Annotated in this window: 19 protein-coding genes; 6 read left to right on the top strand and 13 right to left on the bottom strand. The window is 68.4% G+C overall.

All coding sequences use genetic code 11. The features are described from left to right. The first annotated feature begins 232 nt into the window (after nt 1-232). Both AC1RJ9_RS22035 and AC1RJ9_RS22030 read left to right on the top strand, forming a co-directional pair. Nucleotides 233-571 carry a P-II family nitrogen regulator gene (locus AC1RJ9_RS22035; RefSeq protein ID WP_004623580.1) on the top strand — a complete coding sequence of 113 codons (339 nt, stop codon included), beginning with the start codon at nt 233-235 and terminating at the stop codon, nt 569-571. 26 nt (nt 572-597) lie between these two features. Continuing rightward, nucleotides 598-2,127, top strand: coding sequence for an ammonium transporter (locus AC1RJ9_RS22030; RefSeq protein ID WP_492840099.1), 1,530 nt, complete (start codon nt 598-600; stop codon nt 2,125-2,127). Nucleotides 2,128-2,201: 74 nt separating this feature from the next. Here the strand turns inward: AC1RJ9_RS22030 and AC1RJ9_RS22025 are convergent, their stop codons facing one another. The 4 genes from AC1RJ9_RS22025 to AC1RJ9_RS22010 form a co-directional block, all read right to left on the bottom strand. Next, nucleotides 2,202-2,852: a peptidylprolyl isomerase gene (locus AC1RJ9_RS22025; RefSeq protein WP_492840100.1), complete on the bottom strand. Its 651-nt coding sequence runs from the start codon at nt 2,850-2,852 to the stop codon at nt 2,202-2,204. Nucleotides 2,853-2,862: 10 nt separating this feature from the next. Next, nucleotides 2,863-3,735 carry a 4-(cytidine 5'-diphospho)-2-C-methyl-D-erythritol kinase gene (locus AC1RJ9_RS22020; RefSeq protein ID WP_492840101.1) on the bottom strand — a complete coding sequence of 291 codons (873 nt, stop codon included), beginning with the start codon at nt 3,733-3,735 and terminating at the stop codon, nt 2,863-2,865. 41 nt (nt 3,736-3,776) lie between these two features. After that, on the bottom strand, nt 3,777-5,507 hold the full coding sequence (locus AC1RJ9_RS22015) for a tetratricopeptide repeat protein (protein WP_492840102.1): 1,731 nt from the start codon (nt 5,505-5,507) through the stop codon (nt 3,777-3,779). 74 nt (nt 5,508-5,581) lie between these two features. Then, the gene (locus tag AC1RJ9_RS22010; protein ID WP_492840103.1) at nt 5,582-7,255 is read right to left on the bottom strand and encodes an electron transfer flavoprotein-ubiquinone oxidoreductase; all 1,674 of its coding nucleotides are present in this window, start codon (nt 7,253-7,255) and stop codon (nt 5,582-5,584) included. 155 nt (nt 7,256-7,410) lie between these two features. Here AC1RJ9_RS22010 and AC1RJ9_RS22005 point away from each other — a divergent pair, with 155 nt between their 5' ends. Both AC1RJ9_RS22005 and AC1RJ9_RS22000 read left to right on the top strand, forming a co-directional pair. Beyond that, nucleotides 7,411-8,232 carry a uracil-DNA glycosylase gene (locus tag AC1RJ9_RS22005; protein WP_492840104.1) on the top strand — a complete coding sequence of 274 codons (822 nt, stop codon included), beginning with the start codon at nt 7,411-7,413 and terminating at the stop codon, nt 8,230-8,232. 61 nt (nt 8,233-8,293) lie between these two features. Continuing rightward, nucleotides 8,294-9,910 carry a lytic transglycosylase domain-containing protein gene (locus tag AC1RJ9_RS22000; RefSeq protein ID WP_492840105.1) on the top strand — a complete coding sequence of 539 codons (1,617 nt, stop codon included), beginning with the start codon at nt 8,294-8,296 and terminating at the stop codon, nt 9,908-9,910. 41 nt (nt 9,911-9,951) lie between these two features. Here AC1RJ9_RS22000 and AC1RJ9_RS21995 read toward each other — a convergent pair whose 3' ends face one another. The 7 genes from AC1RJ9_RS21995 to AC1RJ9_RS21965 all read right to left on the bottom strand — a co-directional run bounded on the left by AC1RJ9_RS21995 (nt 9,952) and on the right by AC1RJ9_RS21965 (nt 16,753). Next, the gene (locus AC1RJ9_RS21995) at nt 9,952-10,407 is read right to left on the bottom strand and encodes a glycosyltransferase family protein (protein ID WP_492840106.1); all 456 of its coding nucleotides are present in this window, start codon (nt 10,405-10,407) and stop codon (nt 9,952-9,954) included. A 131-nt stretch (nt 10,408-10,538) separates the two neighbouring features. Beyond that, complete coding sequence (locus AC1RJ9_RS21990) at nt 10,539-11,621, bottom strand: PA0069 family radical SAM protein (protein ID WP_492840107.1); 1,083 nt, start codon at nt 11,619-11,621, stop codon at nt 10,539-10,541. Nucleotides 11,622-11,679: 58 nt separating this feature from the next. Beyond that, nucleotides 11,680-12,924, bottom strand: a complete 1,245-nt coding sequence (locus AC1RJ9_RS21985; protein WP_492840108.1) for an RNA polymerase sigma factor — start codon at nt 12,922-12,924, stop codon at nt 11,680-11,682. Beyond that, nucleotides 12,921-13,334 (bottom strand): YciI family protein, encoded by a 414-nt coding sequence (locus AC1RJ9_RS21980; RefSeq protein ID WP_492840109.1) that lies wholly within the window; start codon nt 13,332-13,334, stop codon nt 12,921-12,923. The genes AC1RJ9_RS21985 and AC1RJ9_RS21980 overlap by 4 nt, the downstream gene beginning before the upstream one ends. Nucleotides 13,335-13,403: 69 nt before the next feature. Continuing rightward, nucleotides 13,404-14,405 (bottom strand): acyltransferase family protein, encoded by a 1,002-nt coding sequence (locus AC1RJ9_RS21975; RefSeq protein WP_492840110.1) that lies wholly within the window; start codon nt 14,403-14,405, stop codon nt 13,404-13,406. Between the two features lie 22 nt (nt 14,406-14,427). Then, nucleotides 14,428-15,486 carry a class I SAM-dependent methyltransferase gene (locus AC1RJ9_RS21970; protein ID WP_492840111.1) on the bottom strand — a complete coding sequence of 353 codons (1,059 nt, stop codon included), beginning with the start codon at nt 15,484-15,486 and terminating at the stop codon, nt 14,428-14,430. A gap of 19 nt (nt 15,487-15,505) precedes the next feature. After that, complete coding sequence (locus AC1RJ9_RS21965) at nt 15,506-16,753, bottom strand: class I SAM-dependent RNA methyltransferase (protein ID WP_492840112.1); 1,248 nt, start codon at nt 16,751-16,753, stop codon at nt 15,506-15,508. A gap of 182 nt (nt 16,754-16,935) precedes the next feature. Here AC1RJ9_RS21965 and AC1RJ9_RS21960 point away from each other — a divergent pair, with 182 nt between their 5' ends. Beyond that, nucleotides 16,936-17,601: a hypothetical protein gene (locus AC1RJ9_RS21960; RefSeq protein ID WP_492840113.1), complete on the top strand. Its 666-nt coding sequence runs from the start codon at nt 16,936-16,938 to the stop codon at nt 17,599-17,601. Nucleotides 17,602-17,665: 64 nt separating this feature from the next. Here AC1RJ9_RS21960 and AC1RJ9_RS21955 read toward each other — a convergent pair whose 3' ends face one another. Further along, a complete protein-coding gene (locus AC1RJ9_RS21955; protein WP_492840114.1) occupies nt 17,666-18,397 on the bottom strand; it encodes a TlyA family RNA methyltransferase in 732 nt (243 codons plus the stop codon). Between the two features lie 261 nt (nt 18,398-18,658). Between AC1RJ9_RS21955 and AC1RJ9_RS21950 the strand changes: the two genes are divergently transcribed. Then, nucleotides 18,659-20,146: an amidase gene (locus tag AC1RJ9_RS21950; RefSeq protein ID WP_492840115.1), complete on the top strand. Its 1,488-nt coding sequence runs from the start codon at nt 18,659-18,661 to the stop codon at nt 20,144-20,146. 61 nt (nt 20,147-20,207) lie between these two features. On the opposite strand, the gene AC1RJ9_RS21945 is transcribed toward AC1RJ9_RS21950, so the two are convergent. Then, on the bottom strand, nt 20,208-21,959 hold the full coding sequence (locus AC1RJ9_RS21945) for a class I adenylate-forming enzyme family protein (protein WP_492840116.1): 1,752 nt from the start codon (nt 21,957-21,959) through the stop codon (nt 20,208-20,210). Between the last annotated feature and the right edge of the window lie 222 nt (nt 21,960-22,181).

Raw genomic sequence — 22,181 nt, 5'->3', positions numbered from 1 at the left:
GGTTTCTGACGCAGTCGCAGCGCTGCGTGCCGATATTTTGGGCGCCTTGCCCATTTCCTTTCCAAAACCTTGCCCGCGCCACCCGTCACGGAACCGTCGCCGATAGCGTAGCCAGGCCGGGGAACGATGCAGCGCGTGATGGCGGCGTCGGCGGTGATCGCACCGGGGGCGAGAACGCTTCCGAACAACCAAGCAAAGCAAGCCCGTAGCTCAACGGGTCGGAGCAAGGCGGATGAAACTGATCATAGCGGTCGTCAAACCCTTCAAGCTGGACGAGGTGCGCGAAGCGCTCGTCGCCGCCGGCGTCGAAGGTCTGACGGTGTCGGAAGTGAAGGGCTACGGCCGTCAGAAAGGCCAGACCGAGATCTACCGGGGCGCCGAGTACCAGGTGAATTTCGTGCCGAAAGTGAAGCTGGAAGCGGTTGTCGACGACGCGTCCGCGGCCAAGGCCGTCGAAGCGGTCAAGGCCGCCGCGGCCACCGGCAAGATCGGCGACGGCAAGATCTTCGTCCTGAACGTCGAAGAAGCCGTCCGCATCCGCACCGGCGAAACCGGCTCGGCCGCTCTGTAACGCATCGGGAAAAGGGGATACCGACGATGAAACTCACCTTCAAACCGCTGGCCGGGCTGTTGCTCGCCGCGACCCTGGCGGGGGCCCCGCTGGGCGCCACCGCCTTCGCCCAGGAGGCCGCGCCCGCGCCGGCCGCCGCCATGACCGCCGCCGCGCCCGCCGAGGCCGCGCCGGCCGCCACGCCGGCTCCCGCCCCGGCCGCCGCGCCCACCATCGTCGACAAGAACGACAAGGGTGACAACGCGTGGATGCTGACCTCCTCGCTGCTGGTCCTGCTGATGATCATCCCGGGCCTGGCCCTGTTCTACGGCGGCCTGGTGCGCGCCAAGAACATGCTGTCGGTGATGATGCAGGTCTCGACCGTCGCCATCATCGGCTTCGTCGCCTGGGTGCTGTGGGGCTACAGCTTCGCCTTCACCGACGGCGGCAGCTGGGACAGCTTCGTGGGCGGCCTCGGTCGTCTCTTCCTGAAGGACGTGACCCCGGCCAGCAACGTCGCGACGTTCTCGACCGGCGTGGTGATCCCCGAGTTCACCTTCATCTCGTTCCAGTCGACCTTCGCGGCCATCACCGCCGCTCTCGTGGTCGGTTCGCTGGTCGAGCGCATGAAGTTCGCCGCCATCGTCGCCTTCGCCGTCCTGTGGCCGCTGCTGTCGTACTATCCGATGGCGCACATGGTCTGGTGGTGGCCGGGTCCTGACGCGATCGCCCTGGCCCCGACCGCTCCGGTCAAGTCGGGCCTGATCTGGGGCTTCGGCGCCCTGGACTTCGCCGGCGGCACCGTCGTCCACATCAACGCTGGTATCGCTGCTCTCGTCGGCGCCCTGATCCTCGGCAAGCGCCAAGGCTACGGCAAGGAGCCGATGCCCCCGCACTCGCTGACCCTGACCCTGGTGGGCGCTGGCCTGCTGTGGGTGGGCTGGTTCGGCTTCAACGCCGGCTCGAACCTGGAATCGAACGGCTACGCCTCGCTGGCCATGATCAACACCTTCGTCGCCACCGCCGCCGCCGGTCTGTCGTGGATCGTCGTCGAGTGGGTCACCCGCAAGAAGCCGTCGGCCCTGGGCCTGGCCTCGGGCATCGTCGCCGGCCTCGTGGCCGTCACCCCGGCCGCCGGCTTCGCCGGTCCGATGGGTTCGGTGATCCTGGGTCTGGTCGTCTCGCCGATCTGCATCTTCTTCTGCTCGGTCGTGAAGAACGCCCTGAAGTACGACGACAGCCTGGACGCCTTCGGCATCCACGGCATCGGCGGCATCGTCGGCGCCATCGGCACCGGCCTGCTGGTCAACCCCGCCTGGGGCGGCGCCGGCATCGTCGACTACACGAGCTGCGGCAAGGACGGCGACCTGTCGACCTGCGACAACGCCGTCTATGACCTGGGCGCGCAAGTGATCGCCCAGCTGAAGGCGGTCGGCGTCACGGTCGTCTGGTCGCTGGTGGCCTCGCTGATCGTCTTCTTCGTGATCAAGCTGATCATCGGCCTGAAGGCTTCGCCGGAAGCCGAAGAAGAAGGCCTGGACATCTCGGAACACGGCGAACGCGCCTACCACAGCTAAGGCTGACGTAGGTTCATCCGAAAAAGCGAAGGGCCCGGAGGTTTCCCTCCGGGCCCTTTCTCTTTGGCCTAAGCCTAGAGCCGCCGCGCGGCGACGATCGGCACGACGGGCTCGAGCATCTGCCCCTTCATCACTGGATTGATCGCCACGCCGGGCGTCGGCAGGTTCAGGATCTCGCGGACGATCTCCATGCCCTTGACCACCTGACCGAAGGCGGCGAAGCCCAGATTGTCCCCCTCGGCGGCGGGGTTGGCGTCCAGATACGGAGCGTCACCCGCGCAGATGAAGAAGTCGCTGTCGCCGCTGCCCGGCTCGCGGCGGGCGAGGGACAGCGTGCCGTCGACATGGCGCAGACCCGTCTGGGTGGTCGGCTCGTGGGCGACGGGTTTCAGCACCTTCTTCGGATCGCCGGCCAGGCCGCCTTCGATCAGGCCGTAGGTGGTCGAGCCTGGCGCCTTGGCCGCCCGCCAGAAGCTGGCCCCGTCATAGAGCTTGCCGTCGACATACCGCAGGAAGTTGGCCGTGGTCAGCGGCGCCTGCCTGGCCTTCAGAGCGATGATGATGCCGCCCAGGCTGGTGTCCAGGCTGACCACGACGTCGCCGGGGCCAGGCACGATCGGCGTCGGGGCCAGGTTCAGGATCTGGGCGTTGGCCCGCCCAGGCGCGGCGGCCAGGCCCCAAATGGGACTTAGACCGAGGGCGGCGAGAACGTCACGGCGCTTCATGTCCATTTCCTCAGCTCAGGCGGCAACGCCGCACCCACCAGTCCGGTCGCATCGCCTCAAGACGGTCGACCAGCCCCTCGGCCTCGATATCGCCGGCGCAGAGGGCGAAACAGGTCGCCCCGGAGCCGGACATCCGGACCAGCAGACTTTCGGGCTCGTCGCGCAGGACGTCCAGCACCTCGCCGATGCGCGGCTCCAGCGCCACGGCCGGCGCCTCCAGGTCGTTGCGGGTGGCCACCGACAGCCAGGCGGCGACTTCCTCGACGCTTTCCAGGTCGGACGGCATGAACGGGCGCTCGGCGCCGTCCGGATGCACGGCGGCGTCATAGGCGCGATAGACCGCCCCGGTCGGCGATGGAACGCCTGGATTGACCAGCACCGCAGGCAGCTCCGGCAAGGCCGGGGCCGGCGACAGGATCTCCCCTCGCCCCTCGGCCATCAGGGCCGTAGCCCGCAGGCAGGCCGCGCCGTCCGCGCCCAGGCTGGCGGCCAGCGGCTCCAGGTCGTCGTCGGACAGGCTCGGGGCCAGGGCGTCGCGCAACAACTTCAGGGCCGCGCCCGCGTCGCTGGAGCCGCCGCCCAGGCCGGCGGCGATCGGCAGGTGCTTTTCGAGGATCAGCCGGTACGGCGGGATCGGCCCGCCCAGCTTGGCATGAAAGGCCCGCGCCGCGCGGACCACGAGGTTGTCGCCTCCGGCCGGGATCGCGCCACCGAACGGACCCGAGGTCTCGAAATCCGGCGCGTCGGCGGGCTGGATCATCACCCGGTCGCCGACATCGGCGAAGACCATCAGGCTGGAGATCGGATGATAGCCCTCCGCATCCGGCCCGCTCACGTGCAGGAACAGATTGACCTTGGCCGGCGCGAAGGCGGAAAGCCGCATGATCTCTGGACTCAAGCGAAAACGGACGAAAGCCCGATAGCCTAGTTGTGGGCCACCGTCGACGCGGTCGCCGCCGCGCCGGTCGCGGCCAGGCCGTTCTTCAGCTTGGCTTCGGACTCGGCCTTCTGCTTTTCGTCGGGCTCAAGACTCAGGACCCGCTGCCATTGGAACCGGGCCTCGGTCTTGCGACCGACCCGCCAATAGGCGTCGCCCAGGTGGCCGTTGACGTCCGGATCGCCGGGCTCCAGCTCGACGGCGCCTTCCAGCTTCTCGACGGCGGCCTTGTAGTCGCCCAGGCGATAGTAGGCCCAGCCGAGACTGTCGAGCATGGCGCCTGACTGCGGGCGAGCGGCGACGGCCTTCTGGACCATGCCCATGGCCTCGGCCAAGTGCTCGTTGCGGTCGATCCAGCTGTAGCCGAGGAAGTTCAGCAACTCCGGCTCATTCGGGTTGATCTTCAGAGCGGCCTGCAGGTCACGCTCGGCCTCGGGCCAGCGCTTGGCCTGCTCCAAAGAGACGGCGCGCAGATAGAGCACGCGCCAGTCGGGGCTGGCGCTCTCGCGTTCGACCACCTTGTCCAGCACCGCCACCGACTCGTCCCACTGGCTGCCCGCCCGCAGCAGATCGGCCAGGGCCAGCTGGGCGTCGCGATCACCGGGCGCCGCCGTAGCGGCGGCGCGGGCCACGTCCAGCGCCTTGGCCTTGTCGCCGAGGTCGTTCCAGGCCCAGGCGATCTTGCTCTGAGCCGAGGCGTATTGCGGCGAGCCCGCCGGCACGTGCCCATAGGCCTCGATCGCGCCCTGTGGGTCCCGGCCCTGATTCAGCAGGTCGCCGACCAGCACCCACGCCTCGTCGCGGGCCGGATCCAGGCGCAGGGCCAGACGCAGATAGGCCAGGGCGAACTGGGCCTGGTGCTCGCCGGCGAAGGTGGCGGCGCAGGCCACCAGCCCCTCGGCCGCGCCCTGGCGAAGGGTCGGCATCGGCGGCGGCGCGCCCTTGGCGGCGGCGCGGGCGCGAGCCCGCAGCAGGCCCGTATCGTTGGGCGCGGCGCGCAGCGCCGTGTCGTAAAGGGCCACAGCGTCGTCGTGGCGCTTGCGGCGCTCCAGGAACGCGCCGTAGTCCAAAGTGAAGATGCTGGCCGTGGCGGCGTTGCCGGTCAGGGCCTTGTAGTCGGTCTCGGCCTCGTCATAGCGCTTGGCGCGCTCATAGAGGCGCGCCTGGCCCTGTTGGCCGAAATACTGCACCAGCCTGTCGGTGCGCAGGGTCGGCTGAACGGTCGCGCCCTCTTTGTCGCCGGCCGCGGCGGCGGCCCACGGGGCCAGCAGCGCGGCGGCCTGCTGGTGCGGGAAGCCGAGCGGCTCGGCCTTCAGCAGCGCCTGGGCGTCCTTGCCCTTGTTGGTGGCCAATGCCTCGACCACGCGGGTCAGCACGCCCATGCGCTGGACGGCCTCCGTGGCGTCCGGACCGGTGGGGGCCGCGGCGGCGGCGCGGGTGATCTCACCCGCCAGCAGCAAGGCCGAGAACGAGCGCTCGCCGATCACGCCGGGGTCGTCGCCCAGCACCGCGGCCGTGCCGAAATAGCTGGCCGCTTCCTTGGACTTGCCGTCGCGCAGGGCGGCCTGGCCCGCTAGGAACTGGCCGTACGAGGAGCGGGTGTCGAACAGCGGCGAGCCCGCCACGGGGCCTCGTAGCGTCACCGTACTGGGTCCCTGGGCGCAGGCCGCCAGGGCCGAAACGGAAACGCAGGCGAGGAGGACTTTGAAACGCGTCATCCCGCCACCCTCGGCGGTTTCGAGGTTGCTCGCAAGAAAAAGCCTCCCGGTCCGGGACCGGGAGGCTATTCCATTTACATGTTGGGGTAGTTCGGTCCGCCGCCGCCTTCTGGCGTGGTCCAGACGATGTTCTGCGACGGATCCTTGATGTCGCAGGTTTTGCAGTGGACGCAGTTCTGGGCGTTGATCTGGAAGCGCGGATCCTGACCCTGCTCGTTGTAGAGCACCTCGTAGACGCCGGCCGGGCAGTAGAGGCGCGCCGGCTCGCCGTACTTGGGCAGGTTGACCGAGATCGGGATCGACGGGTCCTTCAGCTTAAGGTGCGCCGGCTGATCTTCCTCGTGGTTGGTGGCCGACAGGAACACCGAGCTCAGCTTGTCGAAGCTGATGACGCCGTCAGGCTTGGGATAGACGATCGGCTGGTAGTCCTTGGCCAGGCCGGTCGAGGCCGCGTCGGTCTTCTCGTGCTTCATGGTGCCGAAGAACGAGAAGCCGCCCAGCAAGTGCGTGCACCACATGTCGAACATGCTGACCGCGCCGCCCAGGGCGGTGCCGAACTTGCCCAGCATCGGCTTGGCGTTGCGGACGACCTTCAGCTCCTTGGCCACCCACGACGTGTCGTAGGCGGTCTGATAGCCGGTCAGTTCGTCACTGGCGCGGCCGGCCTGGACGGCCTCGTAGGCGGCCTCGGCGGCCATCATGCCGGTCTTGACGGCGTTGTGGCTGCCCTTGATGCGCGGCACGTTGACGAAGCCGGCCGAGCAGCCGATCAGCACGCCGCCCGGGAAGGTCAGCTTCGGCACGGACTGGTAGCCGCCCTCGGTGATGGCCCGCGCGCCGTAGGCGATGCGCTTGCCGCCTTCCAAGTGGGGCTTCACGCCCGGATGCTGCTTGAAGCGCTGGAACTCGTCGAACGGCGAGATCCACGGGTTCTTGTAGTTCAGGTGTACGACGTAGCCGATGGCCACGTAGTTATCCCCGAAGTGGTACATGAAGCTGCCGCCGCCGGTCTGGTTGTCCAGCGGCCAGCCGGTGGTGTGCTCGGCCAGGCCCGGCTGGTGCTTCTCGGGCGGAACCTGCCACAGCTCCTTGATGCCGATGCCATACTTCTGCGGCGACTTGCCAGCCGAGAGGTCGAACTTCTCGATCAGTTGCTTGGCCAACGAACCGCGCACGCCCTCGGCGATGAAGACGTACTTGCCGTGCAGCTCCATGCCCGGCTGATAGTCCGGCTTGTGGTGGCCGTCCTTGGCGATGCCGACGACGCCGACGACGACGCCCTTGACCGAGCCGTCCTCGTTCCAGACCAGATCCGAGGCGGCGAAGCCCGGATAGATCTCGACGCCCAGCTCCTCGGCCTTGCCGGCCAGCCAGCGCGTCAGGTTGCCCAGCGAAGCGATGTAGCAACCGTGGTTGTGCATGAACGGCGGCATGGCGAACATCGGCAGGGACAGCTCACCCTGCGGACCCAGCAGCTTGAAGCGGTCCTTGGTGACAGGCGTCTCCAGCGGCGCGCCTTCTTCCTTCCAGTTCGGGAAGAGTTCGGCCAGGCCCTTGGGATCGATCACCGCGCCCGACAGGATGTGGGCGCCGACTTCCGAGCCCTTTTCCAGCAAGGCCACGGAAATCTCGGTCCCGGCCTTGGCGGCCAGCTGTTTCAGACGGATGGCCGCGGAAAGGCCCGCGGGACCACCGCCGACGATGACGACGTCGTATTCCATCGACTCGCGTTCGAGGTCTTCGCTCATGGGGTCTCCCGGTAAAGGGGGCTCGGCCGCCCGTCTTATGACTGTTTGAATCAGAGCTTATCCGAACGTGACGCAGTGGCGGTCAAGCGCCTAGCGCCTCTTTTTTGCTGCGACGCAGCGTGGAGCCCGGCGACATTCCGCGATAAGATCGTCTCATGAGCCTCGCCGTCGATCAACGCGCCGTCGAAAGCCTGCTGGCCTTCTGGGCCGATGCGGGCGTCGATACGTCCTACGCGGACGCGCCGATCGACCGCCTGGCCGAGGGCGCGGCGATGCTGCGGGCCCGCAACCAGCCGCCGCCTCCCCCGCCGCCGGTCTCCCGTCCCGGCCTGGCTCTGGCGCGCGGTCCCGATGTCGGCTCGGCCATCGCCGCCGCCAAGGCCGCCGCGGCCGCCTGCGACGACCTGGAAAGCCTGGCCGCCGCCATCGCCGCGTTCGACGGCTGCCCTCTGAAGATGCAGGGGGCGAAGCAGGCCGTGTTCTCGCGTGGGGTCGGCGACGCACCGCTGATGATCATCGGCGAAGGCCCCGGCGCCGACGAGGACGCCCAAGGCCAGCCGTTCGTCGGTCGCGCGGGCAAGCTGCTGGACCGCATGCTGAAGGCCGCCGGCCTGGAAGGCCGCGCCTTCATCACCAACACTGTCTTTTGGCGCCCGCCCGGCAACCGCACGCCAACGCCCCAGGAGCAGGCGACGTGCGCCCCGTTCGTCGAGCGCGCCATCGCCCTGGTGAAGCCGAAGATGCTGCTGCTGGCCGGCGGAGCCTCGGCGAAAGCCATGCTGAAGCGCGAGGAAGGCATCCTTTCCATGCGCGGCCGCTGGTTCGAATGGCTGTCGGAGGACAAGTCCATCGAGCTGCCGGCCATGCCGACCCTGCACCCGGCCTTCCTGCTGCGCACGCCCGCCCAGAAGAAGAAGGCCTGGCAGGATCTTCTGACGCTGACCGAGCGACTTGATCGCCCGGACCGCCCGCACTAGAACTGCGTTCGACCAATCGGAACGGGGGACGCGCGCCTGCGGGGGAGCGCGGAAACGGTTTTTGCGGATTTTGGCTCGCCCTTTGGCCGTGTTGTCGGCCCTCTTCCTGTGCGCGACGGTGTCTGTCGCGCACGCGGGCGCCCTTGACCCTTTGTCGCCGGAAGACGTCCGCGCCTATCGCGCCGCCTTCGCCGCAACCGATCGCGGTGATTTCGACGCCGCCGCCGCGGCCTTCGCCAACACCCATGACCGCAGCCTGGCCGGCCGCCTGGCCTTCGCCAAGGTCATGCACCCCACCCGGTTTTCGGCCAGCTACGACGACCTGACCCGCTGGCTGCGCACCTATGCCGACGAGGCGGGCGCCGACCGCGTCTACGCCCTGGCCCTGAAGCGAAAGCCGGCCCGCAAGCGCGTCGCCGCCGCGCCGGTGCCCGAGCTGTTCATCGGCGACGAGACGGCGCCGCCGCCCGCCGACAAGGGCCGCGCCGCCCGCGAGGCCTATTATTCCGGCGACGTCCAGAAGGCCCTGAGCCTGGCCGTGGCCGGCGGCGAGACCTGGATCGCGGGGCTGTCGGCCTATCGCCTGGGTGACTATCGCTCCGCCCAGGCCTATTTCGAGCAGGTCGCCCACGACGAACACGAGGACGAGTGGCTGCGGGCCGCCGGCGCCTTCTGGGCGGCCCGCGTGGCCAGCCAGGCCGGCCACGGCCGTGACGCCCGAACCTTGCTGGGCGAGGCCGCCCGCTCGCCGCACACCTTCTACGGCATGATCGCCGCACGGCAGCTGGCCATGGCGGGCGTCCCCATCGCCGAAGACAACTACGACCCGATCGCCAGCCTGCTGACCCGCGCCAGCTATGTCGGTCCCGACACGGCCTCGCTGGAACAGCTCGTGAAGAACGACCCGCGCGCCCGTCGCGCCACCGCCCTGGCCCAGGTCGGCCGCTGGCGCGACGCGGGCATGGAGTTGCGCGCTGGTCTGTCTCTGGCCGACACCCAGGAACTTCGCGACGACTGGACCGCTCTGGCCCTGGCCCTGAACGCCAACGCTCCGCTGAACGCCGGCCGACCGGTGCGCCGGGTGGGCGGCGAGGACTATCCCCTGCCCCCGCTGGACCCGGTCGGCGGCTTCACCATCGACAAGGCCATGGTCTATGCCCTGGTGCGCCAGGAAAGCCGCTTCGACCCGATGGCCCTCTCCGCCGCCGGCGCAATGGGCCTGATGCAGGTGCGCCCGGCCTCGGCCGCCGACGTGGTCGGCGATGACAAGCTGCTGGCCGACAACAGCCCGCTATTCGATCCCGCCTACAACCTGCGGGCCGGCCAGGACTATTTCACCTGGCTGATGGACCGCGGCGTCAAGAGTCCCGACCTGCTGCGCACCGTCGCCGCCTATAACGGCGGGCCGGCGACCCTGAACCGCACGGCGGCTCAATTGGGCGCGGACTGCGACACCCTGCTGCTGATCGAGAGCCTGCCGTTCAAGGAGACCCGCAACTACGTCGAGAAGGTGATGGCCAGCTACTGGACCTATCGCCGGCTGATGGGCGCGGAGAACAAGACCCTGGACGCCGTGGCCAGCGGCGCGCGGACGGTGGACTTCCGCCTCGACCCGCAGGTCGCCGCCCCGACCTCGATAGACCAGCTCATGACGCAGCTGGCGCAGGTTCAGCCCTGACACGCTTGTCCCCGCGAAGACCCATACGGACGGGAACCTACCTAGTAAGTCAGCCGCCTAGCCCGCAACGTCTTCGCCAAAGCTCTCTCGTCACCGCCGCTCGCGGGCCAGTCGAGCCGTCGAACCAAGACGCCATGCAGGCGTGGCGAAAGCTTGCTGAGCATGCCACCCGGAGCGGTCAGAACCGCGGGCGTCCCAGCCCCGCCGGTCAGATGCTTCTCGACGGGCTCGCGCCAGCCTTCGCGCAGGATCGGCGTCGCACGCAGGGTCAGGATCCAGTCGCCCCGAACCACCGCTGCGCCCGCCGCCAGGCGATCGCCCGAGGTCGTCACCAGCCGCGCCCCACTGTCCTCGGCCAGGGCCTCGACACCTGGTTCGCCGCTCGCGACCAGCACCACCTCCTTGACCAGCCCGTCCACGGCGGCGGGCACCAGCATGGCCATCTGGGCGGCCAGGCCGGCCAGGTCTTCGGAAGCGACGAGGACGACGGAGATCATGGCCTTGCTTGGCCAGCGGGGGCGGCGCGGTCAAGGCCCCGCGTGATCCTCGTCCTTCGACAGCTCAGGATGAGGACCAAGGTGGCGGCCTCACACTAGAAACCTCACCCTGAGCTTGTCGAAGGGCGAACCTACCCAAACAAATCCATCTGCGCGCTCGGCTTCCTCGGCGGCGTGAACTGGGTCGCGTCCAGCGGCGCCCACGGCTGGTCCAGCCCGAACTTCTTGACCGCCAGGTGGAACCGCTGTCGCAGCACCTCGGCCACTGGACCCTCGCCGACCATCCGTTCGCCCCAACTGGCGCTGTAGGTCTCGCCCTTGCGGATCTGGCGAACCAGCGACATCACCTTCCTGGCGCGGTCAGGGTGGTCGGTCTCCAGCCACTCCTGAAACAGCTGAGCGATCTCACGGGGCAGGCGCAGGGCGACATAGCCCGCGCCGCGCGCGCCGGCCTTGGCCGCCGCCTCCAGCACGGCCTCGCACTCGTGGTCGTTCAAACCCGGAATAGCCGGCGCGAACATCACCGTCACCGGCACGCCCGCCTCGGTCAGCCGGCGCACCGCCTCGATCCGCTTGCCAGGCGTGGCCGCGCGCGGCTCCATGCTGCGGGCCAACTTGCGGTCCAGGGTCGTGATCGAGATCGCCACCCGCGTCAGCTTGCGCTCGGCCATCCGGCTCAGCACGTCGAGGTCGCGCAGGATCAGAGCCGACTTGGTGATGATCGTGAACGGGTGGCTGACGCGGTCCAGCACCTCGATGATCTGCCGCGTCACCCGAAGTTGCTTCTCATCAGGCTGGTAGGGATCGGTGTCGCCGCCGATGTGAATCGTCGCGGGCTTGTACGAAGCCTTGGCCAGCTCCTTCTCCAGCAGTTCGCCCGCGTGCGGCTTGAAGAAGATCTTGCTCTCGAAATCCAGGCCTGGCGACAAGCCGAGATAGGCGTGATTGGGTCGGGCGTAGCAATAGATGCAGCCGTGGCTGCAGCCGCGATACGGATTGATCGAGCGGTCGAAGCCTACGTCCGGGCTCTGGTTGCGGACGATGATCGTCCGCGACTTCATCGGCTGCAGCTCGGTCTTCAACTGCTTGGGCTCTTCGTCCTCGCCCCAACCATCGTCGAACGCCTCGCGTTCGTTCGCCTCGAACCGCCCCGTTCGATTGGACTTCGCGCCTCGCCCCCTGGGCGCCGGCGCCGACTTCATTGCCTCGGCCATGCAGCCACTATGGGCCGGCCGTCCGAACAAAACAAGAACATCATTCGGTGTTTGGCGACTACGCCTCGACGGAAACACGGTCCAGATACTGGCGGATGTTGGCGGCCTCGGCCGCGGTGTTGGCTAGCGAAATCGCGCGATCGAAAGCCCGACGCGCCTCGGCCTGACGACCGGCCTGCAGCAGGAAGGCGCCGCGCGCGCCGTGATAGTGAAAATAGGCGTCCAGCCGCGCGCCCAGCGGCTCGATCATCGCCAGCGCCGCATCTGGCCCGCGAACCTTGGCCGTCGCCACCGCGCGGTTCAGCGTGACCACCGGCGAAGGCTGCATGATCTCCAGCGTCGCGTAGAGCGCGTCGATACCCGCCCAGTCGGTGTCACCGGCCGTGGCGGCGCGGGCGTGCAGGGCGGCGATGGCGGCCTGGACCTGGTAGGGCCCGGGATCGCGCTTCAGCATCGCCTTGTCGATCAAGGCGAGCCCCTCCCCGATCATCTTGCGATTCCAGAGGCTTCGGTCCTGATCCTCCAGCAAGATCGCCGCGCCGTCGACGGCGAAGCGCGCGCCCGAACGGGCATGTTGCAGCAGGAGCAGAGCGGTCAGGCCCATCATCTCCGGTTCGGCCGGGAACAGGCGCAGCAGCAGGCGCGCCAGGCGGATGGCCTCGTCGCAGAGGCCGCCCTTGGCTTCGATCGCCTGGCCGCTGGCCGAATAGCCCTCGTTGAAGACGAGGTAGAGCATGGCCGCAACAGCCGCGAAACGCTCGGCGCGCTCGATCGGGCCCGGGGTCTCGAACGGCGAGTCTCCTGCCCCGATACGGGCCTTGGCGCGCGTGATACGCTGTTCCATGGCCGCCTCGGTCACGACGAAAGCGCGGGCGATCTCGCGCACCGACAGACCCGAGACGATACGCAGGGCCAGGGCGATCTGCTGGGTGGCCGGCAGATCCGGATGGCAACAGATGAACAGCAACCGCAGGACGTCGTCACGATAGTGCGAGCCGTCCAGCCGCTCGGCGGCCTGCGCCTCCGCATCCTCCAGGTCGGAGAGCAACGCTTCGGGCGGCAGGGCCACGTGGCGACTGGTCTTGCGGACCGCGTCGATGGCGGCGTTGCGGCCGACCATGATCAGCCAGGCTGTCGGATCGCGAGGAGGACCGTTCTTGGGCCAGGCCTTCAGGGCGCGCAGGCAGGCGTCCTGGAACGCCTCCTCGGCCGCGTCCATGTCCCGGAAGTAGCGCAGCAGCGCCGCCATGGCCTGAGGCCGCGCGGCGCTGATCGCCCCTTCGATCCAACCGAGCTCGGTCACGTTCCGCCGGACTCCTGGCCGGCGGACTCCTGGCCGGCGAACGCCGGGTTCGGCGCCGGATTGAACAGCGCGATCGGGCGGATCTCGTAGGAGCCGCCGGGATTGGCCTTGCCCAGGTCCTTGGCGATGTCGAGCGCGCCGTCCAGGCTGTCGCAATCGACGACATAGAAGCCCAGAAGCTGCTCCTTGGTCTCGGCGAACGGACCGTCCAGCACCAGCGGCGGCTCGCGGTCCTTGCGCAGGGTGGTGGCGGCCGTGGTCGGCATCAGGCGGGCGACGGGGCCCAGCCGGCCTTCGCGCGCCAGCTTCTCCTGGACGACGCCCAGCTTCTCCATGACGCCGTCCTCGTGCGCCTTGGACCAGCCGCAGATCACATCCTCGTCGTTGTAGCAGAGTATGGCGTAGAGCATGGACGGTCCTCGCTTCCGATCCCTAGGACGGTGGACTATGCCCGCATCCGACATCGGCTCTAGACAATTTTAGAGACGCTGCAGCCGCCGGCGAACGGGCTCGTCGTAGAGCTTCAGCACCGCCCAGGCGAACGCCAGGATCACCGGGACCGCCACCGCCACGAAGGCTAGCGGGTAGCCGTGTCCGCCCAAGGTTCGGAATAGCCGCAGCATCAGCTCCCAGCCCAGCCAGTGCAGCGCATAGAGCGGATAGGAGATCGCGCCGGAGACGCGGGCCAGCTTTCCCTGGAAGCCGCCCGGATCACGCCGCCCGGCCAGCACGATCAGCGGAAAGACCAGGCTCATGCAGACATAGTCGTAGATCCAGTTCAGCGGCGTCCACGGGAAGCACAGGATGGCGGCCAGGATCAGGGCCAGCAGCCAGGCGGGCGCCGTGAAGCCGGTGAACGGCTGGATCCGGTAGCAGCCCCAGCCCAGCAGGAACGAGAACATTGTCCGCAGAAAGCTGATGAAGAACGTCGCCCGGTCCCAGCCGGTCAGAACCCCGCCCATCCCGTGGGCGATATAGGCCATCACCGGGATCAGCAGCACGATCATCAGCACGTGCCCCATGACGCCCAGCCGCCGGATCGGGAACCACAGCGCCCCGACCACCAGCTCGAAGAACAGCGACCAGGCTGGCGGATTCAAAGGGAAAATCGGCGCGAAGCCCGGCTCCTCGGCCCATAGCCGCGGGACCATGAGCAGGCCGAGGACCAGCCACTCCGGCACGCGCTCGCGATGCTGGATGATCACCGTCGCGCCGGCCAGCATGGTCAGGGCGATCAGCGGCCACAGCCGCACCAGCCGCTGGCGCAGGAAACCCCACCAGCCGATCTCGCGCCGACCATAGGCGTGGGCCAGGACGAAACCCGATAGGCAGAAGAAGAAGTCGACGGCGAGGTAGCCGTGGCTGACCAGCCATGGCCGGCCGGTCCAGCCGCCGATGTGGTAGAGCATGACGCCCACGGCCGCGACGCCGCGCAGGCCGTCCAGCACCTCATACCGTCGTCCTGACTCGTAAGCCTGCAAAACGCCGTCCCCCCGACCTTGCTTAGCTGAGGGGTTTCTCCAGCAGCAAGGCCTTGGTCAGGAAGGCGCGATCCTCGCCGATCAGCTTCAGGCCCGCCTCGGCGAACAAAGCCACCAGATCGGTCTCGGCATAGCTGCCATAGTACGGCTCGTGGAAATAGACCGGGAAGGCCTCCAGCAGGCGCGCCAGGTCCGGCGTGTCGGAGGGCTGTACGGAGTCGACGAAGACCAGCACGCCGCCGGGCTTGAGCACCCGCGCCAGGCTGGCCGCCACAACGGGCCGCACGCGCGGCGGCAGCTCGTGGAAGAGATAGACGCAACTGACCGCGTCCAAAGAGGAATCCCCGACCGGCAAGGCTTCGGCATTGGCCTTGATCCCGCCCGCGCCCGTCCGCTTGCGAGCCTGCGCCAGATAGGCTTCCGAGAGGTCCAGGCCCGCGATCGCCGCGCGCGGAAACGCCGCCTTCAGATCCTTGAGGAAGGCGCCCGAACCGCAGGCCACATCGATGATTTTCGCGTCGCGATGATCGCGGCCGCGCCAGTGTTTCGCCAGCAGCGACAGGCCACGTCGTCGCATGGCTCCGGCCGTGCCGGAGAACAGCGCCTCGACCTGGGCGTCGTAGCGACGCGCGCTTTCCGGCGTGAACCAGCCGCCCGACTGAAAGTGGAAGTTCTGGCGATAATAGCTTGGATAAACTTGACTATTGGTCTCGTCACGCACCTCGACGCCATCGCCGCGCCGACGGCGCTGGTCCACCTCGAAGGCGTCGGCGATGAAATCAGCGGCCTCGCGCACGGCGGCCGAGGGGCGGACCGGACCGTCCTCGATGGCGGGATAGAGGCCCGCGGCGACATCGCGGGCGTCCTTTTCGAACGCCTCCAGATAGGCGCGGCGCAAGCCGCCCTTGGTCGGCGGCGCGGCCGTTGGCTCGAAGCTTCGCGCCTGCTCGCCCTGGGTCGGCCGGGTCATGGAGCGGGCCAGCGAGCCCGTCGCCGTCCACCAGGCCGCCTTGACCGCCGCCCTGGCGCGTTGGCCTACCGCGTCGACCGCGAAGGCGGATCGCCTGCGTCGCTCGTTCATCCTTGGTTCCCCATGGGCCTCAGCGCGTGAAGACCCCGACCAGTTCAATATGGGGCGACCAGACGAACTGGTCCACCGGCAGCACCTTCTCCAGCCGGAAGCCGGCGTCGACCAGGGCGCGGGCGTCCTTGGCGAAGGTGCCAGGATTGCACGAGACGCTGACCACCTTGGCGACCTTGGACTTGGCGATCTCGACCGTCTGCTCGGCGGCGCCTGCCCGAGGCGGGTCGATGACCACGACGTCGGTCTTGGCCATCTCGGTGCTCAGCATCGGGCGCTTGACCAGGTCGCGGGCCTCGGCGGTGATCGGCTTCAGGCCCGACGCCGCGCCAAGGGCGGACTTCAGGGCGGCGATGGCCGGCGGGCTCATCTCGGCGGCATAGACCGCGCCAATCTCGGCCAGACGGAAGGTGAAGGTGCCAACGCCGCAGTAGAGATCGGCGATCCGTGACGCGCCCTGGGCCTGGGCGACGGCGAATTCGACCATAGCGCGCTCGGCGGCCGGCACGGCCTGCAGGAAGCCGCCGGGCGGCAAGGCGACCATGGCGGGGCCCAGCTTCACCATCGGTTGGCGCGCGCCATAGACGGTCTCGCCCGCCAGGGTCACCCGCGCGAAGTCGCCCTCGCTGGCCGCCATGGCCGCGCGCATGCGAGCATCCGCCGACAGCCCGCCGCTCTTGCGCTCGACGCCGGTGACGTCGATGTCGAGGCCGGTGGCGGTCAAGGTGACGTGCAGGGTCGGGGCCGACTTCGGATGTTCCAGGAATGGTTCGGCCAACCGCGCCAGGGCCGGAAAGGCCGCGACCAGGCGCGGATCGGTGACCGGGCATTCCTCGATCGGCACGAGATTCCAGGAGCGACGCTCCTTGAAGCCCAGCAGCGCGCCCTGCCCTTTGGCGCCCTTGCGGGCATGCAACGCCACGCGGCGGCGCGAGGCCGGCGGCGACGCGAAGGTCGGCAGAATCTCGGTCTCAAGGCCTTCCATCGACAGCTGGATGCGGATCTGCTCGGCCTTCCAGCCGAGATAGGGCTCAGCCGCCCAGTGCTGCAGCGCGCACCCGCCGCAATGGCCGAAATACTTGCAGGGCGGCGTCACGCGGTCGGCGCTGGCGGTCAGGATCTCCACGACCTCGCCGCGCGAACCTTCCATCCGCGCCCGCACGGTTTCGCCCGGCAGGGTCAGGGGCACGAAGGCTGGCTTGCCATCGTCGAAACGAGAGAGTCCGTCGCCTTGCGCGCCGATGGCGGTGATCGTCATGTCTTGCATCGCGCGTCCATACCCTAAAACCGGGGCTTGAGCGCGGGCCACGAACGATTTTCAGTGCGATATCGGTGAAGCTGAATAGCCCCGTCAGCGATCGTTCATGTTGGCGATGTCACACCCTACATAACGGATGGGCCCCGGCGGCCCGGCGCGAGCCGGACGCCCACAAAAAGACGAGCTCTCTCATGACCATGACCGCCTCAACGCGCAGGACTCCGATGATCAAGACCGTTCTGGGCGTCACCGCCGCCCTCGTCTGCGGCGCGCTGACGCCGACCCTGGCCTCGGCCCAGTCTTACGGAACGACGCCTTACGGCTCGCAGCCGTATGGCTCGAGCTATGGCGGCGCCTATAGCAACCAGGGCTACTACTACGACCAATGCCAGCGCTCGACGACCAACCGCACCACCGGCGGGGCCCTCGCCGGCGGCGCGATCGGCATGGCGCTGGGCAGCGGCATCGCCGCCCGCGGTCACCGCACCGACGGCTCGGTCGTCGGCGGCCTCCTGGGAGCCGTGGTCGGCGGCATGGCCGGCAAGTCCTCTGCCGCTTGCACACCGGGCAGCAACATCGCCCCGCCGCCGCCTCCCCCGCCGCCGCGCGCCTATAACGACGGCTATGACGACGATTACCGCCCGGTCCCGTACGAGCAGGTCCGTCGTGACGCCCGCCGCGACAGCTATTACGATCGTCAGGACGGCTACCGCGTGAACGACCGGGTGGGGGGTCAGGCCGACGTCAACGGCTGCACCCTGGCCGAGAGCCCGATCTATCTGCCGGACGGCCGCGTCCAGAAGCGCTTCGTGCGCGTCTGCCCGGACGGCAACGGCAAGTACCAGGTCGTCGACTAAGTCCCTGACCTAGCTTGTGTGGAAGACAATCGGCCGCCCCCTAACCGGGGCGGCCGATTTCGTTTCAGGCCTTGGTCGCCCAGACCAGCCGCTCGACCTGGCCGTCGCCGCCCGTAATCGGGCTTTCGGTCAGGCCGTTGACCGTCCAACCGGAGGCTTCCAGGAATTCCGCGACCTCGCGCTCGCAACGGGCGATGATCTCGGGATCCTTCACCAACCCGCCCTTGCCGACGAAGTCGCGGCCGGCCTCGAACTGCGGCTTGATCAGCGCCACCAGGTCCGCGCCCGGCGCGGCCAGAGCCAGCGCCATCGGCAGGGCCTTGGTCAGGGCGATGAAGCTGACGTCGCTGACCACCAGGGTCGGCGCGGTCGAAATCACCGTCTCGTCCAGCGCCCGGGCGTCGACGCCCGACAGGTCGATGACGCGCGGATCGTCCCTCAGCTTGGCGTGCAGCTGATCGCGGCCAACATCGACCGCGAACACCTTCTCAGCGCCGCGCGACAGCAGGACCTCGGTGAAGCCGCCCGTGGACGCGCCGACGTCGAGCGCCAGGCGCCCCTCCACGACGATCGGCCACAGGTCCAGCGCGTGGACGAGCTTCAACGCCCCACGCCCGACCCACGGATGAGCCGCCTCGGCGACGATCTCGGCGTGCTGGTCGACCGTATCGGCCGGCTTGGTGATCAGCTTGCCATTGACCGTGACGAGGCCAGCCTCGACGGCCGCGCGGGCCTTGGCGCGGCTGTCGACGACACCCCGCTCGACGAGCAACAGATCGATACGCTTGCGGGCCACGCGGCCTCCTCGAAAGTTCAGACCGCCGTCTAGAGCCTGTCTGGTTTAGATGGAACCATCTAAACCAGATAAACAGGCTCTATCTTCATACACTTAGAGCGCGTTCGAGCGGTTTAACCGCTCACACTTAAACCTAACGCGCTCTAGCACGGGCTTGCGGCCCAGGTCTCTTCGGGTTCAACTGAACACCGATCACCGGCGCATCAGACGCTGGCCATTTGACTGAGCGTGGCGAGACCACGCTTTGGGGGAGAGAAACCGATGCGATTCACCCGTCGCGGCCTGCTGGCCGCATCCGCCGCCGTGGCGGCCGCATCTTCAGTGGAGGCAAAGCCCAAATCGATGTCCGCACCCGCGCCCTGGACTCCCGACGCCACAGAGCTGGCCGGCCGTATCCGCCGCAAGGAGGTCAGCGCCGCCGAGGTGGTCGAGGACGCCATCCGCAAGGCCGAGGCCCTGCAGCCGCAGGTCGGCGCGATCGTCACCTCGGACTTCGACCGGGCGCTCGCCAAGGCCAAGACCGGCCAGCTGTCGGGTCCGTTCGCGGGCGTGCCGTTCATGGTCAAGGACCTGGATCCCTATAAGGGCCTGCCCACCCGCAACGGCTCGCGCAGCGGCCTGCGCGCCCCGCCCGAGACCACCCAGACCCCATATGTCGACGCCTTCGACGCGGCCGGCTTCGTGGTGATCGGCAAGTCGGCGACGCCGGAATACGGCTTCCTGCCGACCACCGAGCCGATGGGCTTCCAGCCCACGCGCAATCCCTGGAACACGGCCCGCTCGTCGGGCGGCTCCTCGGGCGGTGCGGCGGCGGCCGTGGCCTCGGGCATGATCCCGCTCGCCCATGCCACCGATGGCGGCGGCTCGATCCGTATTCCGGCCAGCAACTGCGGTCTCTTCGGTCTGAAACCCTCGCGGGGCCGCATGTTGCAAGGCCGTCCGGTCGCGCGCGGCCTCGACATCTCGGTCTCGCACTGCGTCTCGCACAGCGTCCGCGACTCGGCCGCCCTGTTCGCCGCCACCGAGCGCACCGGCGCCAACGCGGTGTTCAAGCCGATCGGCGTGGTCTCCGAACCGCTGAAGAGGAAGCTGAAGATCGGCCTCGTCATGGCCACCGGCACGGGCGAGACGCCCGATCCGGAGGTGCGGACCGCCGTCGACAACGCTGCCAAGCTGCTGGAAAGCCTGGGCCACGAGGTCGAGCCGACCACCTTGCCGATGGACGGCGGCCAGTTCGGCCAGGACTTCACGGTGCTGTGGGCCAGCGGCGCGGCCGAACTGGTCGCCGGCATCGGCAAGGCCATCGGCCACAAGCCCGACTCCAGCGTGCTGGAGCCGTTCAGCCTGGGCATGGCCGAGCTGGTCGGCCAGCTTCCCGCCGGCGCCCTGCCCGCCGCCATCGCGCGCCTGAATGACAACACGAGGGCCTACGACGCCTGGCTGACGAAGTACGACGTCATCCTGTCGCCGGTGCTGGGCAAGCCGCCGGTCGAGCTGGGCTATGTCGCTGGCTGGGTGCCGTTCCAGGAGTTGCAGGCCCGGCTGACCAGCTATGTCGGCTACACCCCGGTCCAGAACGTGGCCGGCGCGCCGGCGATGAGCGTGCCGCTGCACTGGACGCCGGACGGCCTGCCGGTTGGCGTCCAGTTGGCCGGCCGCGCGGGCGGCGAGGCGCTGCTGTTCCAGCTGGCCTATCAGCTGGAGGAAGCCCAGCCGTGGGCGCACCGCAAACCGCCGGTTAGCCTGTAAACCAAGAGGGCCCGCATCAAACCGATGCGGGCCCTTCCTTCTCGCGGCGGACGCCGAGAGATCACCCCTCGACGAACACCTTCTTGAGGTCGTTCTTCATGATCTTGCCATTGGCGTTGCGCGGCAAGGTCTCGTGCCAGAAGACGATCTTCACCGGCACCTTGAAGGCCGCCAGGCGGTCGGCGACGAAGGCGCGCAGCTCGGCCTCGGTGGCTTCAGCGCCCGGCTTCAGGGTGACGACAGCCGCCGGCTCCTCGCCCAGGGTCTTGTGCGGGATGCCGACCAGGGCCGCGTCCATCACCGCCGGGTGGTCGTAGAGGCAGTTCTCGACCTCGATGCAGTAGATGTTCTCGCCGCCGCGGATCAGCATGTCCTTGGCGCGATCGATGATGAAGCAGAAGCCCTCGGCGTCGAGGCGCGCCAGGTCGCCCGTACGCACCCAGCCGTCGACGAAGGTCTGGCTGGTGGCTTCCGGCTTGTTCCAGTAGCCGCGCACGACCTGCGGGCCCTTGCACCACAGCTCGCCGACCTCGCCGATCGGCAGCTGGCGGTATGGGGCCTCCACGGTCATGATCTTCAGGTCGGTGACCGGCACGGCGGGGCCGCACGAGTCGGGACGGTTCTCATAGTCCTCCGCCGAATTGCTGGTGGCGGTGGCCGAGGTCTCGGTCATGCCCCAGCCGTTGCCGGGCGCCGCCTTGGGCCAGACTTCCTTGATCTTGCGCACCAGCTCCGGGGCCGAGGGCGCGCCGCCATAGGCCACGGCCTCGATGGACGAAAGGTCGTACTTCTCGCGGTTGGGATGCTCTATGATCTGCCAGGCGATCGTGGGCACGCCGCCCATCGAGGTCAGGCGCTCGTCCTGAATCAACTGCATGGCCTTGTCGGGATCCCACTTGCGGATCATGGCCAACTTGGCGCCGCCGAACAGCGAAGGGTTCAGCACCGCGAAACAGCCCGTGGCGTGGAAGAACGGCACGGAAATCAGCGAGCCCTTCTGCGGCAGGCTGGGATCGGGCTCGGGCGGGGCCTCGCCGCGGCGCAGGAAGCTGCGCGCCCCGGCGGCGGCCGCCGCGAAGATGTTGCTGTTGATGTTGCGATGGGTGCCGATGGCGCCCTTGGGCTTTCCCGTGGTGCCGGAGGTGTAGAAGATCGTCGCGTCGTCGTCCGCCGCCAGGGGCGTGGTCGACAGCGGCTTTTCCTCCAGCCCGGCCCAGTCGTTGGGACCGCCGATCACCGCCTCGAGGTGGATCACGGCCGGGTGGCTGATCTCCTCGGGAGAGCGGCTGACATAGACAGTCCGCAGCTCGGGGCAGTTGTGCAGGTGCTCGGTCAGGCGCTCATAGCGTTCGACATCGACCACGAGGACCGAGGCGCCGGAATCGAGCAGGCCATATTCCAGCTCCGCGCCGGTCCACCATGCGTTCAGCGGCGTGACGATCGCGCCCAGGGACAGGCCGGCATAGAAGGCCACGGGCCATTCGGGCAGGTTGCGCATGACGATGGCGACCCGGTCGCCCTTCTGAACGCCCTTGGCCGCCAGCTCCGCCGCGAAGACGGTGACGGCCCGATAGAAGGCCTCGAAACTGACGCGCTCATCCTCGTGGACCATGAAGATCTTGTCGCCGTGGGTGCGGCCCATCAGCAGGGTCTCCCGCAGGGTCGGCGGCGCGTGCTTCCAGACCCGGGTCTTCACGCCCCGGATCTCGATCTCCTCCATCTCGCCGGGGGTCCCGGGCTGAGTGATCAGGGCATAGGCCTGCTGGACGGACATCGCTGGCCACGGAACGGACGCGGGGGCGGCCTGGCTCATTCTACTCTCCCGGTTAGGTGTCGCGCCCTGTTTGATCGAGCGCGTTCGCCGACCAGAGAGCACAGCCGCAAGCCGGATGCAAACGTCCGTTTGACCCTAGGAGAACATTGATAACCTAGACGCGCGATACGGTCCTGGACACCATGCTTTCGAGGGGCGATGACCTAGAGCCTGTCCCGTTTAGATGGAACCATCTAAACGGGAAAAACAGGCTCTAAAATC

The organism is Caulobacter sp. GW822-FHT07D08 (assembly GCF_058798735.1).
This window is presented reverse-complemented; position numbering and strand designations above follow the sequence as displayed.

Excerpts from the sequence above, each read along its gene's own strand:
- AC1RJ9_RS22035 (WP_004623580.1), top strand. The coding sequence starts at position 233 with ATGAAACTGATCATAGCGGTCGTCAAACCCTTCAAGCTGGACGAGGTG.
- AC1RJ9_RS22030 (WP_492840099.1), top strand. The coding sequence starts at position 598 with ATGAAACTCACCTTCAAACCGCTGGCCGGGCTGTTGCTCGCCGCGACC.
- AC1RJ9_RS22025 (WP_492840100.1), bottom strand. The coding sequence starts at position 2,852 with ATGAAGCGCCGTGACGTTCTCGCCGCCCTCGGTCTAAGTCCCATTTGG.
- AC1RJ9_RS22020 (WP_492840101.1), bottom strand. The coding sequence starts at position 3,735 with ATGCGGCTTTCCGCCTTCGCGCCGGCCAAGGTCAATCTGTTCCTGCAC.
- AC1RJ9_RS22015 (WP_492840102.1), bottom strand. The coding sequence starts at position 5,507 with ATGACGCGTTTCAAAGTCCTCCTCGCCTGCGTTTCCGTTTCGGCCCTG.
- AC1RJ9_RS22010 (WP_492840103.1), bottom strand. The coding sequence starts at position 7,255 with ATGAGCGAAGACCTCGAACGCGAGTCGATGGAATACGACGTCGTCATC.
- AC1RJ9_RS22005 (WP_492840104.1), top strand. The coding sequence starts at position 7,411 with ATGAGCCTCGCCGTCGATCAACGCGCCGTCGAAAGCCTGCTGGCCTTC.
- AC1RJ9_RS21995 (WP_492840106.1), bottom strand. The coding sequence starts at position 10,407 with ATGATCTCCGTCGTCCTCGTCGCTTCCGAAGACCTGGCCGGCCTGGCC.
- AC1RJ9_RS21990 (WP_492840107.1), bottom strand. The coding sequence starts at position 11,621 with ATGGCCGAGGCAATGAAGTCGGCGCCGGCGCCCAGGGGGCGAGGCGCG.
- AC1RJ9_RS21980 (WP_492840109.1), bottom strand. The coding sequence starts at position 13,334 with ATGCTCTACGCCATACTCTGCTACAACGACGAGGATGTGATCTGCGGC.
- AC1RJ9_RS21970 (WP_492840111.1), bottom strand. The coding sequence starts at position 15,486 with ATGAACGAGCGACGCAGGCGATCCGCCTTCGCGGTCGACGCGGTAGGC.
- AC1RJ9_RS21965 (WP_492840112.1), bottom strand. The coding sequence starts at position 16,753 with ATGCAAGACATGACGATCACCGCCATCGGCGCGCAAGGCGACGGACTC.
- AC1RJ9_RS21960 (WP_492840113.1), top strand. The coding sequence starts at position 16,936 with ATGACCATGACCGCCTCAACGCGCAGGACTCCGATGATCAAGACCGTT.
- AC1RJ9_RS21950 (WP_492840115.1), top strand. The coding sequence starts at position 18,659 with ATGCGATTCACCCGTCGCGGCCTGCTGGCCGCATCCGCCGCCGTGGCG.
- AC1RJ9_RS21945 (WP_492840116.1), bottom strand. The coding sequence starts at position 21,959 with ATGAGCCAGGCCGCCCCCGCGTCCGTTCCGTGGCCAGCGATGTCCGTC.